A 20,750-nucleotide genomic window follows, 5' to 3' on the forward strand; every position below is an offset into this window, starting at 1 on the left:
GAGGTTGAAGACTGTTGCGCGGTATTACCCCCTCTTGATTACCCCTCTTGATTGCCCCTCTTGCTACCCCTCTTGCCAGGAGTGAACGATGCGAGCAGCGCAGGTAAAGGCGTTCGGCGGCCCCGAGGTTCTCGTGCAGGTGGAGATCCCTGACCCGGTCCCGGGACCCGGCGAGGTGATGATCGAAGTCGCCTACGCGGACACGATCTTCGTGGAGGCCCAGCTGCGGAGCGGCTGGGGCCGGGAGTACTTCCCGATGACACCGCCGTACGTCCCCGGAGGCGGCGTATCGGGTGTGGTCAGCGCCCTCGGCGCGGATGTCCCCGACGAGTGGCTGGGGCGCCGGGTCACCGCCTCCGTGACCGGCAGCTACGCGGAGCGGGCCGTCGCCGCGACCTCGGCCCTTTCCGTCGTACCGGACTCCCTCGACCTCCTCACGGCCGCGGCCCTGGTCCACGACGGCCTCACCGCCACCGGCCTGATCGAACTCACCGGCATCGGCCCCACCGACCGCGTCCTCGTCCTCGGCGCCTCCGGAGGCATGGGCACGCTCCTTGTCCAGCTGGCCCACGCGCGCGGCGCACGCGTGGTGGCAGTGGCCCGGGGCGCCGCGAAACTCGCCCTGGTAAGGGAGTTGGGGGCAGATGCGGCGATCGATGCCACCGACGCCGACTGGCCCACGGCCGCCCGGCACGCCCTCGGCGGATCCGTCGCGGCCGCCGATGTCGTCCTGGACGGCGTCGGCGGCCAACTCGGCGCCTCGGCCTTCCCGTTGACTGCCAAGGGCGGTCGCTTCTCGGCCCACGGCGCCCCCTCGGGCGGCTTCTCCCCCATCGACCCGGCCGAGGCCGCCCGCCTGGACATCACCCTCTTCGGCATCGCCGACGTCCAGTTCACCCCCACCGACCTCCACCGCTTCACCTCCACCGCACTCGCCGAGGCCGCGGCCGGGCGGCTGCGACCGGTGATCGGCGAGGTGTTTCCGCTGGAGCGGGCCGGGGATGCGCATGCGGCTGTGGAGGGGCGGGGGTTGGTGGGGAAGGTGGTGTTGGAGGTGTGAGGGCGATCGAGACCTCACTCCGCCAATACCGTGCCTGGGCACCGCTCACGCCGCCGCGCCTCGGCGCCAGTGCGGTAATGCAGCCAGACTCCACAGGTCGTCGAGGTGCTTGTTCCATGTGGCAACGACGGCCTTGGCGTCGTCGTTGCCCTCCCGAGCCCAGACACTGAGGTCGGTGCTGTAGCCCCTGGGATCGTAGAACGCGGGATCCGGACTACGCGGCACGGTCCGGGCGGCCACGTTGTAGAGACCGTGCAGCACCTGTTTCTGGTTGAAGAGGCAGATCTTGTCCCTGGGTATGCCGGGGTAAAGGCGGTACTCGCACTCCACCGTCACTGGCCCCTCCCGGGTGAGCCGCTCCGCGATCGCCGACAGTTCCTGCTCGTACTCCTGGCATTGCCGCTCCAGGCGCTTTCGGAAATCCGGGTCGTCCAGCGGTGCGCCGTCAGACCCCACTCTCGAGGGAACGGTCATCGGCTGCCTGAAGTCCGGAATCAGCACCCTGATGGAGACGCTCCTGGTATGCCCAGGGTCGACGAGGAGCCCCTCAAGTCGGGCATGGAGCTCGTGGTAGAGCGTCTCACCGGTGTAACCGAGAAAGCGGATCTCCACCTTTCGATCCTGGAACGCCTCGCTCACGAACCGGCCCAGTTCCCGCGACTGGACCTGGACACGCGCCGGCAGCCGATGCGACGCAGCCAGGTCCTTCACCGCGTCGTACAGCACGTAGCCGACCAGGCTGAGCAGTGCGCCGCCGAGATACGCCTTGCCCTCCAGAGCGTCTCCTACCGGCTTCACAAACTGGGCGGTCACCCCGACGAAGAAGATCGTCATCAGCAGAATCCGCGTGAACACCGGCTCAAGGCGAGCCTGGAACCTCTTCAGGCGCTCGCCCATGCTTTCGTCCGCGGACATCCGCAGTCCCCTCCCCCGTGCCGAAGCCTGGCGGCAGGTCAGATGTCCGCGGAGACCCCGGCTGTCCGTTGGCCTCCATGGTCGCCGCGTGGCAGGGCACGGGCAAGATAGGGGGTCACCATCGTTTTACCTGGAAGCCCCAACGCCGCCGTGGCGGCGGCCAGGGTCATGGCGTAGGCACCCACCGCTCGGCGGACGTTGGGAGCATCCAGACTGTCGCCGGTCACGAGGCGGTCGAGGTCCACATAGGCTGAACGGACGAGCTCGATCCAGCGGTACACCCTCCAGTCGTCCCGCCAGCCCCTGGTGCATTCTTCCGGCAGACAACGGTCCCACCGAGTGAACAACCGGTCCCGGATCTCGGGACGCGTGGGGGTGAGATGCACGTGACGGACCAAGTCGTACAGAGGGTCGCCGACCATCGCCATTTCCCAGTCGATGATGGTGAGGGCAAGCTTGTCGCCCCGTCGCACCATGTTCCAGGGGTTCAGATCGCCGTGCAGCAAAGTCGACCGGCGTGGCGTCACTCGATGACGGGCCAACATCTCCTCCAGGCGCTGTGCATTGGGCAACCCCAGCACACCAGCCGCGTGTTGGGTCTCCTTGGGCAGCTCGTCCACCAGGTGGACGAGTAGCTCACTCAGCCAGTCGAAGAAGCGAACGTCGTCCGCGGTGGGGTCCAACGGCCGGTAGTCGACGTAGGTCAGAGCCCAGAGTTGGTCGACCAGTCCGTCCGCCTCGTGCGGCAGCAGGCCGTGCACAGGATGGCTGGGGGGCTGGTCGCTGTCGTGCGGGCCGACATACGTGTGGATCGCGAAAGGGTCGTTCGTGTGGCTGGTGCCCAGCGCCAGCACCCGCGGCGCCGCCACCTTGGCTCCGGACCGCTCGATGGCCCGCAGGACGGCGTGCTCACTGAGGAACGTGGGCTCGCGACGGCTGACGGCAGCCACCTTGCGGCGCACCATGACGGGGAAACCGACACCCGGCACCCGCACCACCGTGTTGAGATGCCCGGTGCCTTTGAACACCTGAGCGGCCGGCGCCGCGCCCTCCGCACGCAGGGCGTCGAGCACCGCGGAGTGCGGGAAGTCGGAAGGCTCGGGCAGCCTTCTGTCGGGCTGCCAGCCGATGGCCGTGACGGCCTGCCGGTCGTCGTGCCATTCGCTCCGGGAAATCTGCCAACGGCGCAGGGCCCGCTCGATCTCGGCCTCGTCGGGCATGTTGACGAGACCCAGCGGCTGGGCCGCTGCCTCCAGCGCACGGCGCACCGCGTGGGTCGCCGTCTCCAGGCATTTCTGGTCGAGCGACACCTCCAGCGACTTCGCCGCACGTATCACATCCGGATACACGGACTGCGCGCGTTCGAAGGCGACGTAGTGACCGAGATCGTTGGTGAGGCCGGCCGTTGCCGCGGGCCTGACTCTGTGAACGGCGTTCGCCCAGGCATCGACGACCTCGTCCCACTGGGATTCCGGATAGCGCATGCGGACGAGGTGGGTGGCCAGGTCGTGCAGCGGGTCGCCATAGGTCGCGAGTTCCCAGTCGACGCAGATCAGGGGCGGGTCGCCACGGTAGGTGACGATAATGTTGTCGCGGTGCAGATCGGTGTGGAGCAGGCTGTGCGGGCGGCGGGCCATCACGGGCACCCGGTCCGCCAGCCGGACCAGGGCGTCCTCGGGGATGCCCAGAGCGGCGAACAGTCCGCCGAAGTCAGGCCAATTGGGCCGACGGATCTGCCGGTCGGTGAGATGCGCCAGCGTACGCAGGAACCCTTGGCTGTCCTTGTTGCTGGGCGGCCATCCGTCCGGGAGCGGCGGTAACGCCTCCTTGCGCACCTTCGACATCTGCGCCAGCAGACCTGCCATCGCCTTGACCAGCAAGGTGTCCACAGGCTTGCCGTTCGGGCAGACCGCGGAGAGCGGCAGGCCGTCCACATAGCTGTGCACGGCGGTGCGGCCACGGCTGGCGACGCAGCGCGGTACATGCGGCAGAGTGCCCTCGACGGCACGGAGAATGTCCACTTCGCGCCAGGTCCGGATGACCACCGGAAGCGCTTCCAGCCTGCGCGTCCGTACGATCACCGAGGTACCCGGATCGCGGCTCACGTGGCGCGCCATGGCCTCGGTCAGTGGCAGTACGTGGTTCCGGTTGTGATGGCCGCCGCTCATCACTCCGTGCTGTTTCGCCAACCGTACGAACGTGTCGTAGGCATCGTTGGCGATACGTTGCTCCCTGGGCACAGGCCCGGGCGCAGGAGACGCGCCCAATGGCCACCCCTGGAAGTGAAGGTGAGCACACCTTAGCCGGGTCGTGGATCTCTCACGAGCGGAGACCGGAACAGGTTGGTCTCAATGAGATAACCGAGGTGTACGGGACGCCTGGGATGGGCACCCGCCGACCGGTTCCCTCACTCCGCGAGCGTGCCCCAAATCGAGTCGAACCAGGACTGCATGCTGCTGACGAAGACGCTTCCCGTGGACTCCGAGTCGTCAGTCTTCCTGTGGTACGTCAGCGTCGCCCCGAGCCCGAGGACGTCCAGCGCCAAGATCTCCTCCCTGTCGTCCAGCTCGATGGTCCGCTCGATCACTTCGTACGGACCGTGCAGCGCCTCAGTTTTGTTGAGGAGGTAGAGCTTGAAGGTCGGCGCCAAGGGCACATGACGGATCTCGACATCGACGAAGGAGACCAGGCCGTCGACCCGCAGGTCCCGCAGGGCGCTTCTCAGCGAGGCCGAGTGCCGCGCCGTGATCCCGCGCAGCCGCTCCTGTAGGCGCAGATCGTCCGGAGCACCCTTGGTACTCGGGTAGGGCAGCCTCAGGTCGTCGGACGGCAGCAGCATGCGCAGAGCAATCCGCTGGGGGGAGATCTCCCGGTCGCGTATGCGTTCGGCCTGCATACGAATGTGCGCGTCCAGGGATTCCGAGGTCAGCGTGTAGACGTCCAAGGTCACCTCGGGCGCCTCGAAGGCCTCGTTGATGAATGACCGCAGCGTCACTCCTTGCGCGGGGCGCGCGGTCCGCGTCCCCGAGGAGTGGATTCGCTGCGCCTTGATCACCCTGGAGCCACTGCCCTGACGGGTCTCGATCCACCCCTCGTTGCGCAGCGCCTTCAGGACGCGCTGCACGGTGTCCCGGGAGACTCCGAGTTCGGCGGCCAGAAAGCGCTGGGGTGGCAGCAGCGTTCCCAACGGGTAGGCGCCGGCGGCCAGGCGTTCCCGCAGCACGTCCGAAACCCTCTCGAACTCCCTGCCGCCGCTGTCCGCGACGCCCTCTCCGCTCACGGATGGACCGTACCGCTTCCGGACGACAGGCAAACCAATTTCAGTCAGGTGACCAGCCCAACACGACTGTCAGTTAAGGGATCTACGCGCACGGGGAAAACCAATTCAGGGCAACCAGTCCAATTGGTCGGCCAGTTGATCGCTTCACTGAAAGTGGCAAGAAGGGTGGGGGTCCATGGTCCTTCAACTACTGTGGAATGCCGTCGCGGTCGCCATGACACTGGTGATGCAGTGGGCGTTCGAGGCCCTGAGGAACTGGCTCCGCGTCCGGCGCTCCGCGCAGCTGCGGAGCGGGGCCCGTCGACCGACGACGGAGGACGTCACCCCGCCCTCGGACGGACGCTCGGAGCCGGTCCCCTAAGCCCCTGGCCTCCGGAACAGCTCAGGCAGGTGCCTGGTCACTACGCCAGCGAGCCAACGCCGCCTCGGTCTCCAGCAGGCCGGGAGCGGACTCCAGTCCCAACGGCTCGGCGGCAGCCGTGAGCACGCCTCGCAGCTTCCAGGCCGCCCGGCGGAGCCGTTGGTGATCGAGCTCCCCCCGGACGTCCAGGGCTTGCGACTCCCGGATGACATCGGTGAACACCGACTGAGCCTTCTTGAAGTCGAGCAGCCGCGGCAGATCCTCACACCAGCCCTGTGAACTGCCCGGCCGGATCTCCTCGACGATCCCGCACCATCGCCGGATCATCAACCGTTCCTGCGCCGGCGGATACCGCATCAGGTACAGATGGGTGGCCAGGTCGTAGAGCGGATCGCCGAACATCGCCAACTCCCAGTCGATGGCCCAGAGTTTCCCGTCCGGGCCGACGATGAAGTTCTCGCGATGCAGATCCGCATGGAGGAGACAGAAGGGCCGGTCCCGAAGTCCGGCCACCCTCTTCCTGAGCTGCCGAAAGGCATCTGGATCAAGACCGAGGCCGGCGAACAGGCCTTCGTACGCGATCAGATTCCGTTCGTACACCTGCTCCTGGGTGAAGCAGATGAGCCTGTCGAGGAATGCCGCACTGTCACCTTCCTCCGCGCGGTCCTGCGGTTTGCACCTCCGCTCCACGCTCAGCATGGACGCGGTGACGCTGCCCAACTGACCGAACAGGCCAAGGATCTGTTCGAAGAGCGGGGCCGGGACGGCCCGACCGGACGGATGCAACGCGCCCAGCGTCGAACCCTCGATGAACCGCTGCAGGTCCACGCCACCCATCCGGGCAACCTCGGGGATGACGTCGATACGCCGTTGCAGGTCGAACAGCAGGCGTTCCTCCGACTCGAAGCAACGCCGGTCGAACCACAGCAGGTTCTGGCGTGGTTCGCGGCACTTCCAGCGCCCCTGGAAGCCCGGTCCCGCCGTGGCGGCCAGTGGAAACACATACGTCTCGTGGTGGTATCCGCTGAGGGGGCCCTCGACCGCGTCGACGGCAGCACTCACAGCTGCGACACGCGGTGGGGTCTCGGGTGCTTCGGGCGCCATCGCCCCGTCTCTCTGAGTCCAGTCGGCGGGAAGTGGAGGCACGCTACTCCCCCGATGAGTCGTAGCGTGTCAGAGCCGTTTCATCGGATGGTGACCGCCACCTTTGTGAGCGAGAACGCGTCGAGAACTCAGAGTTCGCCGCGCAGCACCCGCAGAACCGGCTCCAGCGACTCCACCACGTCCTCGGCCCCGGCATCCCGCAGCAGCTCGCCCTTGTGTCCGTTACGCGCGTAGCCCAGGAACGGAACCCCGGCGCGCTGGGCGGCGAGGAAGTCCGAGGGGGTGTCGCCGATCATGAGGGCGGCCGACGGGGCGGCACCCAGGGTGCTCAGGGCGCGGTTGAGGCAGTGCGGGTGGGGCTTGAGGTGGTCGAGGTTGCGGGTGCGGCCGTAGACGTTGGGGGCGAAGCACTCGGTGAGACCGCGGTTCTCCAGGTAACGGGCCACCACGCGGGGGGAGTTGTTGGTGGCTACCGCGAGGCGGACGCCGACGGCGGTCCAGGTCCGTATCAGGGGATCGGCGAACGCGGTGGGCCAGGCGGACGGTACCGCCTTCAGTTCGTGCTGGGTGAGCAGCTCCTCGAGTTCGGCCACCAGGTCGCTGTGCGGATGCCGCTTGTTGACCACGCGCAGCACGACATGCGGATCGGGATGGACCCGTTCCTCCTCGCTCAGCAGCCCTCGCAGCCCCTGCTCCTCCAGCCACTCCACCAGGTTCCTCGCCACGTCCTCCGCCGAATGCCCCGCGAACAGCCGGCAGATCGGCCCGTCGAAGTCGAAGAGGACGAAGCGAGCGCGGTCGATCACTTCCCGCAGGTTCTCTGTCTCTGTCGCCACCGGTTCAGTCTGCGCTGTATGAGGAGTCACTAGGAGAGTGTCAGGTCCGTGGTGATGGTTTCCCAGAGGGCGTTGAACCACTTCTGGGATTCCTCCACGAACGAGGCGTCCCGTTGGCCGGTCGTCTTCTCGAAGGAAAAGAGGAGCGACGAGGAGCCGACGGTGTCGTACATGTCGAGTACTCCTCCGCTGTCCACCGTCTCCTCGCGTCTGGTGATCATGTAGTACGCGATCAGCGCCTCCGACTCGTTCAGGAGGTACAGCTTCACCGGTGGGGTGAACGGCAGGGCGCGGAAGGTCACATGGACGTCGATGCCGTGCGAGTGGCGCAGGGTCTGCAGGTTGTGGCGCAGGACGTGACCCTGGGCGTTGCGCTGGGCGAGCCAGCGCCTGTGGACCGCGTCGTCGTCGGTGCGGCCCTCGACCGGGACCGGGAACGCCAGGGTGATGTCCCGGGAGGGCAGCAGGATCCGGACGTCGATCGACTCCGGGCAGATGCTGCCCTCGTGGATCAGGCGTACCGGTTCGCCGAGGGCCAGCATCAAAGTCTCCGCGGTGAGGCACGCCGCGTCTATACGGACGTGCCGGGTCGCGAACGCCTCGGCGAGGCGCGGCGCGAGGCCCACCATCGTCGTCTGGGGTTCGTCGCGGGTGGGTGATACGTCCGCGATCCGCGGCGGGCTGCCCCTGCCGGTGTTGCTGAGCAGCCCGTCGCTCTGAAGTGAGCTGAGGGCCTGGCGGACGGTGCCGCGCTCGACGCCGAACTCGTCCGCCAGCTCCGCCTGGGTGGGCAGGCGGTCGCCCGCCTTGAGGTGCCCGGCACGGATCCGGTCCCGCAGGACGCCGGCGATCTCCTGGGGCGAGAGCCTTCTGTCACCGTTCACTGCCACGTTCTCCTGGGTCACGACCAAACGCTACAACTCCCATCCATCTACGGGGAGTTGTTTGAAAGTTGTTTATCAGTACCAGCCAAGTGGGGACAACTTAAGGTAGTTGGTTGCCAACTTAGCCAAGTTGGCGGACGTTTTGCTTCCCTCTTTACCTCCCCCAGAAGCAGGAGGAACCACCATGCCTGTCATCGCCCTCCTCTCCGCCGTCTTCGTCGTCGGCTTCGAGCAGCTCGTCCAATGGCACTACGGCCCCACGGGCATCGTCGGACTGCTGCTGCTCACCATCGGGATCAAGGCGAAAAGCCCCACCTGCAGCTCGATCGGGGCGGTCGTCCTGGCCCTGATGGTCACGGGCCCCGCCCTCTGACCCGCATGAATCCGCTCCGGAAAACCCCCCGCCCAGGAGGCCTCAGCTCGTGAGCAGCAGCTCCGAGCTGATGGTCTCCCACAGCGCGTTGAACCACAGGTGGGACTGCTCGACGAAGGTCGTGTCCCGCAGCCCGGCCCCCTGCATGAAGGGGAAGAGCATGGACTGGGTGCCCTGGACGTCGTACATCTCCAGGTGCACATGGTCGATCTCCTCCTCGCGCTTGGCGAGGGTGTAGTACGCGAAGAGCGCCTCGGACCCGTTGAGCAGATACAGCTTCACGGGCGGCGTGAAGGGGAGCGCGCGGAAGGTGACATTGACCTCGATGCCGTGCGTGGCACGCAGCGCGAACAGGTTGTGGCGCAGGACCTGACCCTGGGCGTTGCGGTTGGCCAGCCAGTTGCGCTGGAGCCGGTCGTCGCCGATCCCGCCGTCGGCCGACGCATCCACCGGAGTCGGGAAGGCGAGCGGGATATCGCTGCTGGGGAGCAGTACCCGGACGTCGATCCTGGCCGGTTTTATTCGCTCGGCGTGGATCTGACGGAGCGGCTCGCCCATGGCGAGGGTGAGTGAGATCGATGTCAGGCACAGCGCGTCGATCTCCACATGAGGGGCCGCGAAGGCCTCCGTTATCCTCGCGCCGAGTGCCACCGTGGTGGGCTGCGGCGGAGCTCCGGGCCCAGTCAGAGCCCTTCCCAGGTCATCCGCGACGGTCGCCGGGCTCCCTTTGGAGAAGTTGACGAGCAGTTGCTCCGACTGCAGGATCCGCAGCGCCTGCCGTACGGCCCCACGCTCTACGCCGAACTCGTCCGCCAGCTTGGCCTGGGTGGGCATGCGCTGACCGGCCCGCAGCTGACCGGACCTGATCCGGCTGCGCAGCTCGTCGGCCACCTCGCGATGCGATGCCAGTGGCCGTGGTGACCTGTCTCGCCCATTGACCGCGGCGTGTTCCGGGTCCACAACCAAACCCTACAACTTCCCGCCATCTTTTGGCAGTTACGGGATAGGTGGTTATGAGTCGACCCAACGCGGAGATAACTATGGATAAGTTGGTCGCCAACTTAAGCAACATGGTCAAACTTCCAGGGGGTTGGCCGCCAGAGTCGCAAGCGTCGACCAGGTGGACGGTTCCCAGCGGTTCCCAGCCGAGGTTCGCCTCCCCGTCCCCAAGGAGGGACCGTCATGCCGCTCGTCGCCCTCGTAATCGCCGCCCTCGCCATCGGATTCGAACAGCTCATCCAGTGGAAGTACGGGCCGATGGGAATCATCGCGTTCGTCGCGCTGACCATCGGCATCAAGGCCAAGAACACCATGCTCAGCGGCATCGGAGCTGTGATCATCGTGATGCTGCTCGCCCAGTCCGGCTGATCGGGCGCCACCGTCCGGACAGTCCGGCTGACTGGGCTTCCCCCTGGAGGGGAGCCGGAAGCTCGGTCAGTCAGCACCACCCACCACCACAACTGAATAGCTCGTAGCTACGGATCAACGGCCACCACCGGCAGGAAAGGAGCCCGCGCAAGGAGCACGGCCGCACTGGTTCAACTGGTTCAACTGGTTCAGAAGATGTCCGGGCACCACGGTCGCCTGGACGTTCGCAGCAGGGCGTCGGCCACGGAGCCGGCGCCCGCTCGTTCTTTCCGGATCCGGCCCAGCGCCACGAGCCGCACCGCCGACTCGTCACCCAGCCACAGACTCGCCAACTCGCCCACACCCAGCGTGAGTTCGGCATCCTGCGTGGTCGGCGCACAGGACGCCCCGTCCGGCCCGGCGTCCAGCCGGTACCGCCCGGCCGACAGCCCGTCCCGGTCGGTCACCTCCAGCACCAGCGTCCCCGTACCCCCGTATGTACGCGCCTCCAGAGCCCGTACGACATCCAGGATCCGCACCCACAGCCAGTCCGACTGTGTGGTGATGCGGGCGGCCCGCGGGTCGGGCAGGAACTGCGCCAGCAGGTCGTCCGGGGCCCGCCAGCCCGTCTTGACCTTGGTGATCCAGTCGATCGAGCAGAGGTACTGCCACAGGGCGCGCTCCGCCGCCGGCGTCACCGCGATCAGCCAGTTCACGTCCACCGTGTTGTGCGGCTGCTTGTCGTGCCAGGTGTCGTCCGACTCGTACGAGACGAGACCCTCGACCTCGCCGGCCGCCGAGCGGTACACGGCGTAGAACGGTTCCGTCCACGCCGAGCTGTCCAGTTGCAGCACACCGGTGTTGATCTGCCACCAGCGCTCGTCGCGGCTGACCGCGCCGGGCTGCGCTCGCCTGAGCCGTTCGTGCAGTTCGGGGCCGGTCTTGCGGACGTCCTCGGCGTCGACGAGGTCGATACGGCCGCCGTCGGCCGGGCCCGACCAGCGCCGGTCCAGGCCTGTCCTGGGTACCTCGATGGTCCACTCGGCGGTGGAGGTGGCGGGGCCGAAGCCGTACCGGCCGTAGATCGGGTACTCGGCGGCGATCAGGGTCGCCACCACGTCGCCCCGCTCCTTCGCCGCCGCGAGATCCGTCGCCATCATGCGAGTGAGAAGGCCCCGGCGGCGGTGGGTGGCGGTGACGGTGACGTTCGAGATCGCGTCTGCCGGGAGGGGGGTGCCGCCCACCGCGGTGAGCTCCTGCGGGAACGACCTGAAGGTCGCGACACAGCGGCCGCCGTCGAACGCGGCGAGGGTGCGCTCCGGGAGGATGTACGAACTCCGGTCCCGGATCTCCGCCTCCGCCACCGCGGGAGAGCGTAGGAAGCCCGTGTTCAGCGCGCGGATCCAGTCCGGTATCTCGGCCTCGGTGATCGCTCGTACATCGATGGCGTCGCGGTCGGTCATGAGGCCACGCTAGGTGTACGGGGGTGGGGGTGTCGCGGGGATTTTTCTCGCCCCTCCGCCCCTGCCCGCCCTTGTCCGTCCCTTGTCCGTCCCTTGTCCGTCCCTTGTCCGTCCCTTGTCCCGGGGGGCTGCCGCCCCCAGACCCCCCGCATCGCGCTGAACGCACTCGTCCTCAAACGCCGGACGGGCTGAAACCGGTGCAGCGGGGCGAAGGGGGGCGACGGGGGGCGAAAAACTCTCTCCGGCTCGGGCAAGGTCTACGGGCGGGCCCCGTCACACGAGCAGGTCGTCGATCTGCGCTTCGCCCTCGCGGTATCTGCGGGCGATCTCCGCGCTGCAGTCGTCGGCGGTGCGCTGGAGCTGCTGACGGCGCCGGGAGACCTGCTGCTCGTACCGTACGAGCCGTCCCATTCCCGTGCCCAGCTCTTCGTCCGTACGGGCGTCGAGGTCGGACAGTTCCACCTCGGAGAGCATGTCCGAGGCCAGTCGCCGGTACTCCTCGCCGTGCGGCGTGCCCACGGTCACATGACGGGCCGAGGAACGGTGCCGGGCGGGCGCGTCCGTGAGGATCTCCGAGAGCCGCTCGACGACCGACAGCTCCCCGGAACCGACCACCCGCGGCTGCCCCGTGCCGGGTGCCCGCAGTCCCCCGCGGCGCGCCAGCTCGGCCCGCAGGATGTCGATGCGCCCCTGGAGCAGCCGCCGCACATAGCTGAGGTCGGCCTCGTCCCGCTGGGCGTCCCGGCGCAGCACGCGCAGCTCGGGCAGCCGCAGCACGACCAGGTCGTGCCGGGGACCCTCCGGGGACAGCGGGCTGTCGGTGCGCTGCACCGGGGGCCGGACCGTCATTCCCGCCACCTGTGCTGTCCGTCCCGCCCGCGGGCTCGTACGGATCAGTGACACGACCCCGGGCGGCTGCCCACTAATCGGTGTGCTCATGTGCCTCTACCGTCCCCTCGACCGGCGCGGTCCGTCCCATGCATGCGCCATGAATGCGCCCATGAATGCACCGCAACACCCCGCATGGTGCCACCCCGAGTGGTCGCTATGTGACCGAGTGCCCCCGATCGGCCCCAGATGGGGGTTTGGCGAACCGGGAAATCACACGAAGGGCCCGCACCGAGCCCCCGTCCGCGCGCACGGCATGATGGTCCGTATGCGTGCGGTGGTGCAGAGAGTGGACGGCGCGAGCGTCGTCGTCGAGGGCGAGACGGTCGGCGAGATCAGCGGCGAGGGACTGTGTGTCCTCGTCGGGGTCACTCACGACGACTCCAAGGAGAAGGCGGCCCAACTCGCCCGCAAACTCTGGTCGGTTCGCATGCTGAGCGAGGAGCGGTCCTGCTCGGACGTCGACGCGCCGCTGCTGGTCATCAGCCAGTTCACGCTGTACGGCGACGCGCGCAAGGGCCGCCGCCCCACCTGGAACGCGGCCGCCCCCGGCGATGTCGCCGAGCCCCTGGTCGACGAGGTGGTCGCCCAACTCCGCGCCCTGGGCGCGACGGTGGCCACGGGCCGGTTCGGCGCGCAGATGCGCGTCTCACTGACGAACGACGGCCCGTTCACCGTCCTCGTCGAGATCTAGGACCTGTCCACTACGGCTCGACCACGACTTCTTGCGCCGCCGCCGTCGTGTCCGCGAGGAGCGGCGCGTCCAGCGGCACGTTCCGCTTGATGACCGCCAGGGCGATCGGGCCCAGCTCGTGGTGGCGTACGGAGGTGGTGATGACGCCGATCTTGCGGCCGTCGGGGCCCTCGTCCGCGCGGCGCAACTCGGTGCCGGGCGGCGGGAGGAGGACCTCGGTGCCGTCGAGGTGGAGGAAGACGAGTCGGCGGGGGGGCTTGCCCAGGTTCTGTACCCGGGCGACGGTCTCCTGCCCCCGGTAGCAGCCCTTCTGCAGATGCACCGCACTGTCGATCCAGCCCAGCTCGTGCGGGATGGTGCGGTGGTCGGTCTCGAAGCCGAGGCGGGGCCGGTGGCCCTCGACGCGCAGGGCCTCGTACGCGAGGAGCCCGGCCGCGGGGCCGCTCTTCTCCGCGTACGACTCCAGTTCCGTACGCGGGAGGAAGAGATCACGTCCGTACGGCGTCTCGCGTACGACGACGCCCTCCGGGACCTCGGCGATCGATCCCGCCGGCAGGTGCACGAGCGCGAACTCGGCCGTCCGGTCGGCGACTTCGACGCGGTAGAAGAACTTCATCGACTCCAGGTACGCGATCAGCGCGTCCTGGCTGTCGGGCTCCACGTGGATCCAGGTCGTGGTGCCGTCGTCGACGAGGTACAGCGCGTGCTCGATGTGGCCGTGCGCGGAGAGGATCAGCGCTTCGGTGGCCAGGCCCACCGGGAGGTCCGTCACATGCTGGGTGAGCAGCAGGTGCAGCCAGGTGAGCCGGTCGTCTCCGGTGACCGTGACGACGCCGCGGTGCGAGAGGTCCACGAAGCCGGCGCCGTCGGCGAGGGCACGCTGCTCGCGGAACAGGTCTCCGTAGTGGGCGGCGACGCCTTCGTCCACACCCTCGGCGGAGACGGCGCCGGGCAGGGACAACAGAGGGCTCTTCATATGCCTAGCCTACGACGTGGTAAGTCACCTGCCCGGGACTGAGGTCCCCGGGCTTGCTGCTCAGGTCATCACTGGTGGTGATGAGGCCCGGCTGCGTCCAGCTCTCACGCGATGAGGGTGAGGGCAGGGGCCTGTGACTCGGCCCCGCGGACCCACGCCATCCAGCCGCGATCGGCAATGTTGTGGGGCGCGTTCAGGTCGGCGTGCTCAACGAAACCGCAGGACCTGCAGGTGAAGACGGCCTGGGATGGCCGGTTGCGTTTGTCGACGTGAGCGGATCCCGCCCAAGTCTTCCAGGGCGATCCCTTGGGCGGTGCGTTCAGCCTCCGCCACGATGCTCTTGCTGATCTTGTGGTTAATGTCCCGGGCCCGGCGGGCTTCCTTCCCCGCATGCCTCTTCGCCCGCCGCCCGGCCGACTTCGTGCCCTTCTTCTGCAGCTTGGAGCGCAGCTTCCGGTCCGTCTCCCGGCGCCGGTTGAGATGCCGTCCGGAGTGACGCTTGCCGGTGGAGGTGGAGGCGATGTTCACGATCCCCGGGTCCACATCGAGGAAGGACGCCGGGTGGGCGTTCAGCTCCGCCTCGTCAATCTCGCACGTAGCGGTCAGGTACCACTGACCGCCTCGGCACAGCAGGTCCGACTCGCCCTTGCGGTGCGCCGCCAGGACAGCGAGCTGATCGTCCTGGCCGGTGAAGGAGAGGTTCTTCATCCGGCCGGTCACAGTCCAGAGCGACACGGTCCGGTCGGCAGTCCGCCAGGACAGGCAGCGGTCGTCATACGGCTGGGCCGCGTCCTTACGGAAGGAGATCGGCTTACCGGTCGCCTTGGTGTACCGCTTCGAGCCGGGCTTACCAAGATTTCCGGCCTTCAGGTTCGCCTTCAGCGTGCTGTAGGCGTCGGCGACCTTGCGCAGCACATGCAGCGCGGGCTGCGCGGACAGGCCCCGCGCCTTCAATGCCGTGTGGGCCATCACCTGCAGCCGGGCGCGGGAGGTCACCTGATGGCCGTACGCCTGGCCGGACAGCCAACTGGCCGCCTCGTCGCAGGCGTGCAAGGTCGCCTCAAGTGCCAACGCCTACTCGGGCGTTGGCAGCGGCTTCACCCTCACCACCAGCTTCACAGCACCCGAACCTACCGTCCGACGATCAGCCCACACTCTCAACCTGAGAGGCTTCACCGAATCAGCGACGGCGGGTACACATGCGCGTATTCTCACGCCTCCGGCATGGCCAGCTTGTGCTCGGCTCCGCCGGGCCCGACGCCGATGCGCGCCGCGCCCTTACCAAACGAGGCTGCCGCGACGCAGCCGCCGGGATTCTTCGAAAGAATCAAGTTGAATTCTTGAGCGAGCAGTCCTTGCAGAGACCGAAGATCGCGAAGTGCTTCATGTCCGTCTCGAAGCCGAAGGTCTCGCGGAGCTTCGCGGTGAACTCGGCGGCGATCTTGGTGTCGGCCTCGATGACGTTCTTGCACTCCCGGCACACCAGGTGGATGTGGTGGTGGCGGTCGGCCAGGTGGTACGTCGGCGCGCCGTGCCCGAGGTGCGCGTGGCTGACCAGGCCGAGCTCCTCGAGGAGCTCCAGCGTCCGGTAGACCGTCGAGATGTTCACACCCGAGGCCGTTCTGCGTACTTCGACCAGGATGTCGTCCGGGGTGGCGTGCTCCAGCGCGTCCACCGCTTCGAGCACAAGTTGCCGCTGCGGAGTCAGCCGGTAACCGCGCTGCCGCAGATCGCTCTTCCAGTCGGTGCTCACCACGCCGCCCAGTGTAGGCCGGGTCTAGGGCGTCAGGATCTGCCGCACGCGCGTGACGATGTTCTCGAGGACGAAGGGCTTGGGAAGGAAGACCACCGGGACGTCGTGGCCGTCGTCGCGCAGGATGCGGGCGACCTCCAGGCTGTCGAAGTCCGGCAGGCGGACGTCGAGGACGACGAGGTCGGGCGGCTCGGCGTACGCGGTGTTCAGCGCGGCGACACCACTGGCGACGGCGGTGACGTCGAAGCCGGCCAGGCGGAACGTTTCCGTGAGCTGCTCGCGGACGCCGTACTCGTCGTCGACGACGAGCACCTTGGAGCTGGGGGCACTGGGGGCGCTGTGAGCGCCGTGGGTACTGCGGGAAACAGCTGTGGGGCCGGTCACACCAGCAGAGTGACCGACCCGGATCAGAACAGCGTGAAGTTCGTCTTTGTGATGCTTAAGACCGCCGGTCGGCAGCCTCGGAGGCCTACTTGAAGAAGGCGATGCCGTCGTCCGGCATGTCGTCCGGGAGGGCCTTGGCCCAGCGCTCGACGTCCTCCGGGGTGACGACCTTCTTCAGGTGCGCGGACATGTAGGGGCGCAGCTCGACCTCGGGGGTCTGCTTCTCGCCGACCCACATGAGGTCGCTCTTCACGTACCCGTACAGCCGCTTGCCACCGGTGTACGGACCCGCCGCGGCCGTGCGCGCCACGGCATCCGTGACCAGGTCGATCTGCGGCTGCTTGGCGGCCAGGTCGCCGTACCAGATCTCGACGACACCGTCGTCGCGGGTCATGACGGCCTCGACCTTGCGGCTGGGGTCGATCCGCCAGAAGCCGAACTCGGACTCAAGGGGCCTGACCTTGTTCCCGTCGGCGTCGAGCACCCAGGTGTGCGAGTGGTACTCCAGGAAGTCACGCCCGTCATGGGTGAAGGTGACCTCCTGCCCGAAGTTGCACTTCTCGGAGCCGGGGAAGTCGTGGACACCCGCGCCTGCCCAGTTGCCGAGCAGGAAGGCAAGTGGGAGCAGGTCCTTGTGCAGGTCGGACGGGATCTCGATCATGAGCAGCTTTTCTTCGTGGTGGTCAGCGCTGGCCCTGGTACAGCTTCTTCGCGGTCAGCCCGGCGAAGGCGAGGACGCCGACGCAGACAAGGGCGAGCAGGGCTTCGAAGAATGCCTCAAGCACGGGGTGCTCCTCGGGTGACACGGTGAAGGCGGTACAGGGCCGGGCCCCACTCTAGTCGGGTGGGGCCCGGCGTTCTCTGCGAGGTGCACCCTGGCGGCTCAGTCGAGCAGCTGGCTCTGCAGAACCACCGTCTGCTCGAACGGCAGGGCCTTCGCGGTGCCCTTGCGGGACTGCAGGACCACGGCGATGGTGTCCGCAGCCGAGAGGTACGCCTGCCGGACCTGCTCGGGGCCGTAGGGCTTGGTCTCCACGTACGAGTACCGCGTGACGTCCTCGACCGTGGCGTCTTCGGAGAACTCCGTGTACGTGGTGACCGCCTCGGTGCCACGCGCCGCGTGAATCGGGGTGTCGTAGCTGACCAACTCGCTGGAAACCAAGTCGTCGGCGACGGCCGCGGTGCCGAACTGCAGCAGGTAGATCCGCGTGTGCGTACCGTCCGGCGTGGTCCAGCCGCCCGCCGCGATGTGCCGCAGCCCGTAGTCGGTCAGCAGCTGCCCGACGGTCTCCCGGTCGTACTCCGTGGCGTACTCCGCCAGGAAGGTCTTCGTCGCCAGCCAGCCGTCCTCGCCGCGCAGCGCCGCGTCGGCCTTCGCGCCCTTCGGAGCCGGGAGTACGAGCTTTCGCAGGTCGGCGTAGTGCGCACCGGCCGTGTTCACCTCGGCGAACGGCCCCGGGCTGCCGGTGGGCAGCGGCGGCTTGCTGATCGTCGGGTACTCCCAGCGCCCGTCCGGCTCGGTCGCCAGCCCCGGTACGTCGGCCCGCTCCATCCGCGTGATGCCGTACGCCGCCGACGTACCGACGGCCGCGAAGACCACGACGGCGGCGGTCCAGCGCAGGACGGCACGAAGGACTCGGCGGTCCTTCTTCACGGGGGGCGGGGTGACGGGGGGCGCCTCGGGCATCGGCGGCAGGGAAGCCTGCGCCTCGACCGGCGGCTGATCCTCAACCGGCGGCTGATCCTCGACCGGCGTCGGCGGCTCTACCGATGTCGGCGGCTCGACCTGCTCGCTCCGCCCGGCCTGTTCACTCTGCTCCTGCTCGGTGGTCATACCGCCTCCCCCGGCTCCGTGATGCGGTCGAGCTGTGTACGCAGCAGCACCGCAACCCCCTTGGTGTCCAGTGGCTTGACCCCGTACGCGGTGGCGCTGACCAGCACGTCACCCTCGTAGGCGGAGCAGACCATCATGTCGAGCTCGTCGTCGGCCTCCTTGGGCGGAAGGAAGCACTGGGCGTTCTTGTGGCCCTCGATCTCGGGTCCCTTGCGGAAGATGTCGAGGGCGTCGAGAAACTCGTTCTGGAACGTCGACATGTCCCGGACCGTCGCCTGGTCCTCCATCTGGGCCAGCACGATGCTCACGGTGTAGGCACTGTCGCCGGCGAGCACGGAGTCGGTCGCGCTCTCCGCGTTCAGATAGCTGCGCATCACCATGCCCTTGGTGGGCTCTTTGTCGATCTGCTTCTCCAGCTCCCGCCGCTGAGAACGGGGCAGGTCGCGGAGCGACTCCTTGCGCAGGGCGGTGGCCTGGCCTCCGCTGAGGGAGACGTCCGCGCCGAACTCGGCGATATCCGGGCCTCGACTCCAGCTGACGTCGTCGTACGGCACGAGCATGGCGGCGAGCCCGGAGGCGGCCTTCGCCGCCCTGGCGTCGTCCTTCGCGGCCTTCGGGAACTTCCAGGTGGGCGCGCCCGCATCACGGTCGGCGTCCTGGACGGTCACGACGGTGTAGCCGGCACCGCCGACGACGGCACCGGCCAGAAGAACGGAACCGGCGATGGCGGCGATGCGGCCACGGCGTACGGGCTTCTTCGCGGGCGCGGATTCAGCAGCGGCTTCCGCGTCAGATCCCACATCGGATCCCGCATCAGATCCCACATCGGATCCCGCAGGCTCCAGGGGCTCCAAGGGCTCTACGGAGTCCACCGGCTCCACAGTTGTCGGTTGCTCGTTCACAGCCGCTCCATCTGCCGCTCGGCCAGGTCCATGATCTTCGCCTTGGGGATCGGCTTGCTGTCGTAGATCCAGATCTCCATGGCGATGTCACCGCGCCAGGCGTGCGCCTCCGCGCTGTACAACGGCAGATAGCCGGGGTCGATCTTGGGCTTGTTGGTGACGTAGGCCATCCCGTCGCCCGTGCCGGGGACGGGCCACTCACTGGCGCCGTCCACGTTCCAGAAGCCGGTTCTGTCCGCCGCGGCGAGGCTCTGCTCCTGGCGGTACTGCACGAGCCGGATCTCGACGCTGTACGTGCTGCCCACGTCCCAGCCGGTGGCGACCGCACGCCGGAACTCGGCACCGGCGAGGTCGCTGAACATCTCGCCCGACCTCAGCAGCTGGTCCGCGTAGTCGGCCATGGTCAACCAGCCGTCGTCACCGGATTCCGCGTCCTTCGCCCCCTTCGGCTTCGTGAGCAGCAGCTTGCGCAGGTCGCCGTCGGACTTCACCTTCCGGTCCTGCGCGGCCGACAGAGGCTCGGGCCCCTCGCCCTTGGCCTGCGCCAGCACCGGCTGCGAGAGCGACGGCAGCTTGGTGGGCTCGCGGTCGGCCTGGACCAGGAAACCCGCGCAGGTACCGGCGACGAGGCCGAGCACAGCGGCAGTGGCGATCAACAGGGTCGTACGACCGCGTCGGCGCCGCCCGGGGACGGGCACGACTTCTGATGTCTCGGATATCTCGGATATCTCGGTCGTCTCGGGTGTCTCGGGCACTCCAGGCACCTCGGACACCCCCGGTTCTTCGGGTACTTCGGGTACTTCCACAACGTCCCCCACGAAGGCGAAGCACGGATTCCATATCCGCGCTCACAGGAGACTGATGGTCCATACCTTGGGTTGCACGGGAGTTGATCACGATTCGGAGTACCACCCGACTACCATTCGGGCATGGCGAAGAAGCTCGTGATCAAGGTGACGGCGGGGGCCGACGCCCCCGAGCGGTGCTCGCAGGCGTTCACGGTCGCGGCGGTGGCCGTGGCCAGTGGTGTCGAGGTGTCCCTGTGGCTGACCGGCGAGTCCGCGTGGTTCGCGCTGCCGGGCCGCGCCGCCGAGTTCGAGCTGCCGCATGCGGCGCCGCTGCCCGATCTGATCGACTCGATCCTGGCGGCCGGCCGCATCACCCTGTGCACACAGTGCGCGGCCCGGCGGGACATCTCAGAGAAGGACGTCATCGACGGCGTACGGATCGCGGGCGCGCAGGTGTTCGTGCAGGAGGCGATGGCGGAGGAGACGCAGGCGCTCGTCTACTGAGGCGCGGGCTGCTCCCGCACCCAGAGGCAGAACGGGTGCCCCGCCGGGTCGAGGAGGACGCGTACGTCCTCCTGCGGCTGGTGGTCGGCGAGCCTGGCGCCCTCGGCGAGGGCCCGCGCCGTCTCCGCGGCCAGATCGTCCACCTCGATGTCGAGGTGGAGCATCATGCGCTGGTCGCCGGGGCCTGCGGGCCAGACCGGCGGGACGTAGCCGCGCGAGGTCTCGAACGCGAGCGCGGTACCGCCCTCCGGTGGGCCGATCAGCATCCAGTCGGGCTCCTCCGCGCGGACCACATAGCCCAGGAGCCGCAGGTAGAACCCGGCGAGCGCATGCGCGTCGGGTGCCTCGAAGGCGACGGTCGACAGCCTCACGCTCACACGTACCCCCGTATGACAGATGACAGA

At 68.0% G+C, this 20,750-nt stretch carries 24 protein-coding genes and 1 pseudogene; 6 read left to right on the top strand and 19 right to left on the bottom strand.

The annotated features are described in order from the left end of the window. The first annotated feature begins 88 nt into the window (after window positions 1–88). The gene (locus tag ACFWP7_RS13535; protein WP_384380788.1) at window positions 89–1,060 is read left to right on the top strand and encodes a zinc-binding dehydrogenase; all 972 of its coding nucleotides are present in this window, start codon (window positions 89–91) and stop codon (window positions 1,058–1,060) included. 45 nt (window positions 1,061–1,105) lie between these two features. Here ACFWP7_RS13535 and ACFWP7_RS13540 read toward each other — a convergent pair whose 3' ends face one another. The 3 genes from ACFWP7_RS13540 to ACFWP7_RS13550 all read right to left on the bottom strand — a co-directional run bounded on the left by ACFWP7_RS13540 (window position 1,106) and on the right by ACFWP7_RS13550 (window position 5,255). Beyond that, the gene (locus tag ACFWP7_RS13540; protein ID WP_384380791.1) at window positions 1,106–1,975 is read right to left on the bottom strand and encodes a hypothetical protein; all 870 of its coding nucleotides are present in this window, start codon (window positions 1,973–1,975) and stop codon (window positions 1,106–1,108) included. A 38-nt stretch (window positions 1,976–2,013) separates the two neighbouring features. Next, window positions 2,014–4,143 (bottom strand): phosphotransferase, encoded by a 2,130-nt coding sequence (locus tag ACFWP7_RS13545; RefSeq protein ID WP_384381015.1) that lies wholly within the window; start codon window positions 4,141–4,143, stop codon window positions 2,014–2,016. 239 nt (window positions 4,144–4,382) lie between these two features. Further along, window positions 4,383–5,255: a GntR family transcriptional regulator gene (locus ACFWP7_RS13550; RefSeq protein ID WP_384380794.1), complete on the bottom strand. Its 873-nt coding sequence runs from the start codon at window positions 5,253–5,255 to the stop codon at window positions 4,383–4,385. 175 nt (window positions 5,256–5,430) lie between these two features. On the opposite strand from ACFWP7_RS13550, the gene ACFWP7_RS13555 reads away from it, so the two are divergent. Beyond that, window positions 5,431–5,616, top strand: coding sequence for a hypothetical protein (locus ACFWP7_RS13555; protein WP_384380797.1), 186 nt, complete (start codon window positions 5,431–5,433; stop codon window positions 5,614–5,616). 21 nt (window positions 5,617–5,637) lie between these two features. Here the strand turns inward: ACFWP7_RS13555 and ACFWP7_RS13560 are convergent, their stop codons facing one another. The 3 genes from ACFWP7_RS13560 to ACFWP7_RS13570 form a co-directional block, all read right to left on the bottom strand. After that, the gene (locus ACFWP7_RS13560) at window positions 5,638–6,720 is read right to left on the bottom strand and encodes a phosphotransferase family protein (RefSeq protein WP_384380800.1); all 1,083 of its coding nucleotides are present in this window, start codon (window positions 6,718–6,720) and stop codon (window positions 5,638–5,640) included. 128 nt (window positions 6,721–6,848) lie between these two features. Further along, window positions 6,849–7,586: an HAD family hydrolase gene (locus ACFWP7_RS13565; protein WP_384380803.1), complete on the bottom strand. Its 738-nt coding sequence runs from the start codon at window positions 7,584–7,586 to the stop codon at window positions 6,849–6,851. Beyond that, a complete protein-coding gene (locus tag ACFWP7_RS13570) occupies window positions 7,586–8,467 on the bottom strand; it encodes a GntR family transcriptional regulator (RefSeq protein WP_384380806.1) in 882 nt (293 codons plus the stop codon). Before ACFWP7_RS13570 ends, ACFWP7_RS13565 begins: the two co-directional genes overlap by 1 nt. 157 nt (window positions 8,468–8,624) lie before the next feature. On the opposite strand from ACFWP7_RS13570, the gene ACFWP7_RS13575 reads away from it, so the two are divergent. Continuing rightward, window positions 8,625–8,813, top strand: a complete 189-nt coding sequence (locus ACFWP7_RS13575) for a hypothetical protein (protein ID WP_365443023.1) — start codon at window positions 8,625–8,627, stop codon at window positions 8,811–8,813. A 42-nt stretch (window positions 8,814–8,855) separates the two neighbouring features. Here ACFWP7_RS13575 and ACFWP7_RS13580 read toward each other — a convergent pair whose 3' ends face one another. Next, window positions 8,856–9,779, bottom strand: a complete 924-nt coding sequence (locus tag ACFWP7_RS13580) for a winged helix-turn-helix domain-containing protein (RefSeq protein WP_384380810.1) — start codon at window positions 9,777–9,779, stop codon at window positions 8,856–8,858. A 216-nt stretch (window positions 9,780–9,995) separates the two neighbouring features. On the opposite strand from ACFWP7_RS13580, the gene ACFWP7_RS13585 reads away from it, so the two are divergent. Further along, window positions 9,996–10,181: a hypothetical protein gene (locus ACFWP7_RS13585; protein ID WP_384380813.1), complete on the top strand. Its 186-nt coding sequence runs from the start codon at window positions 9,996–9,998 to the stop codon at window positions 10,179–10,181. 188 nt (window positions 10,182–10,369) lie between these two features. Here ACFWP7_RS13585 and ACFWP7_RS13590 read toward each other — a convergent pair whose 3' ends face one another. Both ACFWP7_RS13590 and ACFWP7_RS13595 read right to left on the bottom strand, forming a co-directional pair. Next, on the bottom strand, window positions 10,370–11,623 hold the full coding sequence (locus ACFWP7_RS13590; protein WP_384380816.1) for a GNAT family N-acetyltransferase: 1,254 nt from the start codon (window positions 11,621–11,623) through the stop codon (window positions 10,370–10,372). A 273-nt stretch (window positions 11,624–11,896) separates the two neighbouring features. Further along, window positions 11,897–12,562, bottom strand: coding sequence for an AmfC protein (locus ACFWP7_RS13595; protein WP_384380819.1), 666 nt, complete (start codon window positions 12,560–12,562; stop codon window positions 11,897–11,899). Between the two features lie 217 nt (window positions 12,563–12,779). Here ACFWP7_RS13595 and dtd point away from each other — a divergent pair, with 217 nt between their 5' ends. Further along, entirely contained in the window at window positions 12,780–13,205 is a 426-nt protein-coding gene (gene dtd, locus ACFWP7_RS13600; RefSeq protein ID WP_384380822.1) for a D-aminoacyl-tRNA deacylase, read from the top strand. 10 nt (window positions 13,206–13,215) lie between these two features. On the opposite strand, the gene ACFWP7_RS13605 is transcribed toward dtd, so the two are convergent. The 9 genes and pseudogenes from ACFWP7_RS13605 to ACFWP7_RS13645 form a co-directional block, all read right to left on the bottom strand. After that, complete coding sequence (locus tag ACFWP7_RS13605; RefSeq protein ID WP_384380825.1) at window positions 13,216–14,181, bottom strand: YgfZ/GcvT domain-containing protein; 966 nt, start codon at window positions 14,179–14,181, stop codon at window positions 13,216–13,218. Between the two features lie 104 nt (window positions 14,182–14,285). Beyond that, window positions 14,286–14,573, bottom strand: a complete 288-nt coding sequence (locus ACFWP7_RS13610; RefSeq protein ID WP_384380828.1) for a zinc ribbon domain-containing protein — start codon at window positions 14,571–14,573, stop codon at window positions 14,286–14,288. Next, a pseudogene (locus ACFWP7_RS13615) lies at window positions 14,554–15,150 on the bottom strand (RNA-guided endonuclease TnpB family protein); the annotation flags it as partial. The gene ACFWP7_RS13610 and the pseudogene ACFWP7_RS13615, both read right to left, overlap by 20 nt. Window positions 15,151–15,508: 358 nt before the next feature. Next, window positions 15,509–15,937 (bottom strand): Fur family transcriptional regulator, encoded by a 429-nt coding sequence (locus ACFWP7_RS13620; protein ID WP_384380831.1) that lies wholly within the window; start codon window positions 15,935–15,937, stop codon window positions 15,509–15,511. A 21-nt stretch (window positions 15,938–15,958) separates the two neighbouring features. After that, window positions 15,959–16,318: a response regulator transcription factor gene (locus ACFWP7_RS13625; protein WP_384380834.1), complete on the bottom strand. Its 360-nt coding sequence runs from the start codon at window positions 16,316–16,318 to the stop codon at window positions 15,959–15,961. Between the two features lie 85 nt (window positions 16,319–16,403). Next, window positions 16,404–16,979 (bottom strand): FABP family protein, encoded by a 576-nt coding sequence (locus tag ACFWP7_RS13630; RefSeq protein ID WP_384380837.1) that lies wholly within the window; start codon window positions 16,977–16,979, stop codon window positions 16,404–16,406. A 222-nt stretch (window positions 16,980–17,201) separates the two neighbouring features. Then, the gene (locus tag ACFWP7_RS13635; RefSeq protein ID WP_384380840.1) at window positions 17,202–18,152 is read right to left on the bottom strand and encodes a hypothetical protein; all 951 of its coding nucleotides are present in this window, start codon (window positions 18,150–18,152) and stop codon (window positions 17,202–17,204) included. After that, window positions 18,149–18,952, bottom strand: a complete 804-nt coding sequence (locus tag ACFWP7_RS13640; RefSeq protein WP_384380843.1) for a hypothetical protein — start codon at window positions 18,950–18,952, stop codon at window positions 18,149–18,151. Before ACFWP7_RS13640 ends, ACFWP7_RS13635 begins: the two co-directional genes overlap by 4 nt. Window positions 18,953–19,050: 98 nt before the next feature. Next, window positions 19,051–19,809 carry a hypothetical protein gene (locus tag ACFWP7_RS13645; RefSeq protein ID WP_384380846.1) on the bottom strand — a complete coding sequence of 253 codons (759 nt, stop codon included), beginning with the start codon at window positions 19,807–19,809 and terminating at the stop codon, window positions 19,051–19,053. A gap of 174 nt (window positions 19,810–19,983) precedes the next feature. Between ACFWP7_RS13645 and ACFWP7_RS13650 the strand changes: the two genes are divergently transcribed. Beyond that, window positions 19,984–20,346, top strand: a complete 363-nt coding sequence (locus ACFWP7_RS13650) for a DsrE family protein (protein WP_384380849.1) — start codon at window positions 19,984–19,986, stop codon at window positions 20,344–20,346. Here ACFWP7_RS13650 and ACFWP7_RS13655 read toward each other — a convergent pair. Then, window positions 20,340–20,723, bottom strand: a complete 384-nt coding sequence (locus tag ACFWP7_RS13655; protein ID WP_384380852.1) for a VOC family protein — start codon at window positions 20,721–20,723, stop codon at window positions 20,340–20,342. The genes ACFWP7_RS13650 and ACFWP7_RS13655 overlap by 7 nt on opposite strands. Window positions 20,724–20,750 lie beyond the last annotated feature (27 nt).

This window comes from Streptomyces sp. NPDC058470 (assembly GCF_042721055.1).
In the GTDB taxonomy this organism is placed as follows: Bacteria; Actinomycetota; Actinomycetes; order Streptomycetales; family Streptomycetaceae; genus Streptomyces.

Excerpts from the sequence above, each read along its gene's own strand:
- dtd (WP_384380822.1), top strand. The coding sequence starts at position 12,780 with ATGCGTGCGGTGGTGCAGAGAGTGGACGGCGCGAGCGTCGTCGTCGAG.
- ACFWP7_RS13560 (WP_384380800.1), bottom strand. The coding sequence starts at position 6,720 with ATGGCGCCCGAAGCACCCGAGACCCCACCGCGTGTCGCAGCTGTGAGT.
- ACFWP7_RS13605 (WP_384380825.1), bottom strand. The coding sequence starts at position 14,181 with ATGAAGAGCCCTCTGTTGTCCCTGCCCGGCGCCGTCTCCGCCGAGGGT.
- ACFWP7_RS13540 (WP_384380791.1), bottom strand. The coding sequence starts at position 1,975 with ATGTCCGCGGACGAAAGCATGGGCGAGCGCCTGAAGAGGTTCCAGGCT.
- ACFWP7_RS13535 (WP_384380788.1), top strand. The coding sequence starts at position 89 with ATGCGAGCAGCGCAGGTAAAGGCGTTCGGCGGCCCCGAGGTTCTCGTG.
- ACFWP7_RS13630 (WP_384380837.1), bottom strand. The coding sequence starts at position 16,979 with ATGATCGAGATCCCGTCCGACCTGCACAAGGACCTGCTCCCACTTGCC.
- ACFWP7_RS13575 (WP_365443023.1), top strand. The coding sequence starts at position 8,625 with ATGCCTGTCATCGCCCTCCTCTCCGCCGTCTTCGTCGTCGGCTTCGAG.
- ACFWP7_RS13650 (WP_384380849.1), top strand. The coding sequence starts at position 19,984 with ATGGCGAAGAAGCTCGTGATCAAGGTGACGGCGGGGGCCGACGCCCCC.
- ACFWP7_RS13635 (WP_384380840.1), bottom strand. The coding sequence starts at position 18,152 with ATGACCACCGAGCAGGAGCAGAGTGAACAGGCCGGGCGGAGCGAGCAG.
- ACFWP7_RS13590 (WP_384380816.1), bottom strand. The coding sequence starts at position 11,623 with ATGACCGACCGCGACGCCATCGATGTACGAGCGATCACCGAGGCCGAG.
- ACFWP7_RS13545 (WP_384381015.1), bottom strand. The coding sequence starts at position 4,143 with ATGAGCGGCGGCCATCACAACCGGAACCACGTACTGCCACTGACCGAG.
- ACFWP7_RS13585 (WP_384380813.1), top strand. The coding sequence starts at position 9,996 with ATGCCGCTCGTCGCCCTCGTAATCGCCGCCCTCGCCATCGGATTCGAA.
- ACFWP7_RS13595 (WP_384380819.1), bottom strand. The coding sequence starts at position 12,562 with ATGAGCACACCGATTAGTGGGCAGCCGCCCGGGGTCGTGTCACTGATC.
- ACFWP7_RS13555 (WP_384380797.1), top strand. The coding sequence starts at position 5,431 with ATGGTCCTTCAACTACTGTGGAATGCCGTCGCGGTCGCCATGACACTG.
- ACFWP7_RS13610 (WP_384380828.1), bottom strand. The coding sequence starts at position 14,573 with ATGCGGGGAAGGAAGCCCGCCGGGCCCGGGACATTAACCACAAGATCA.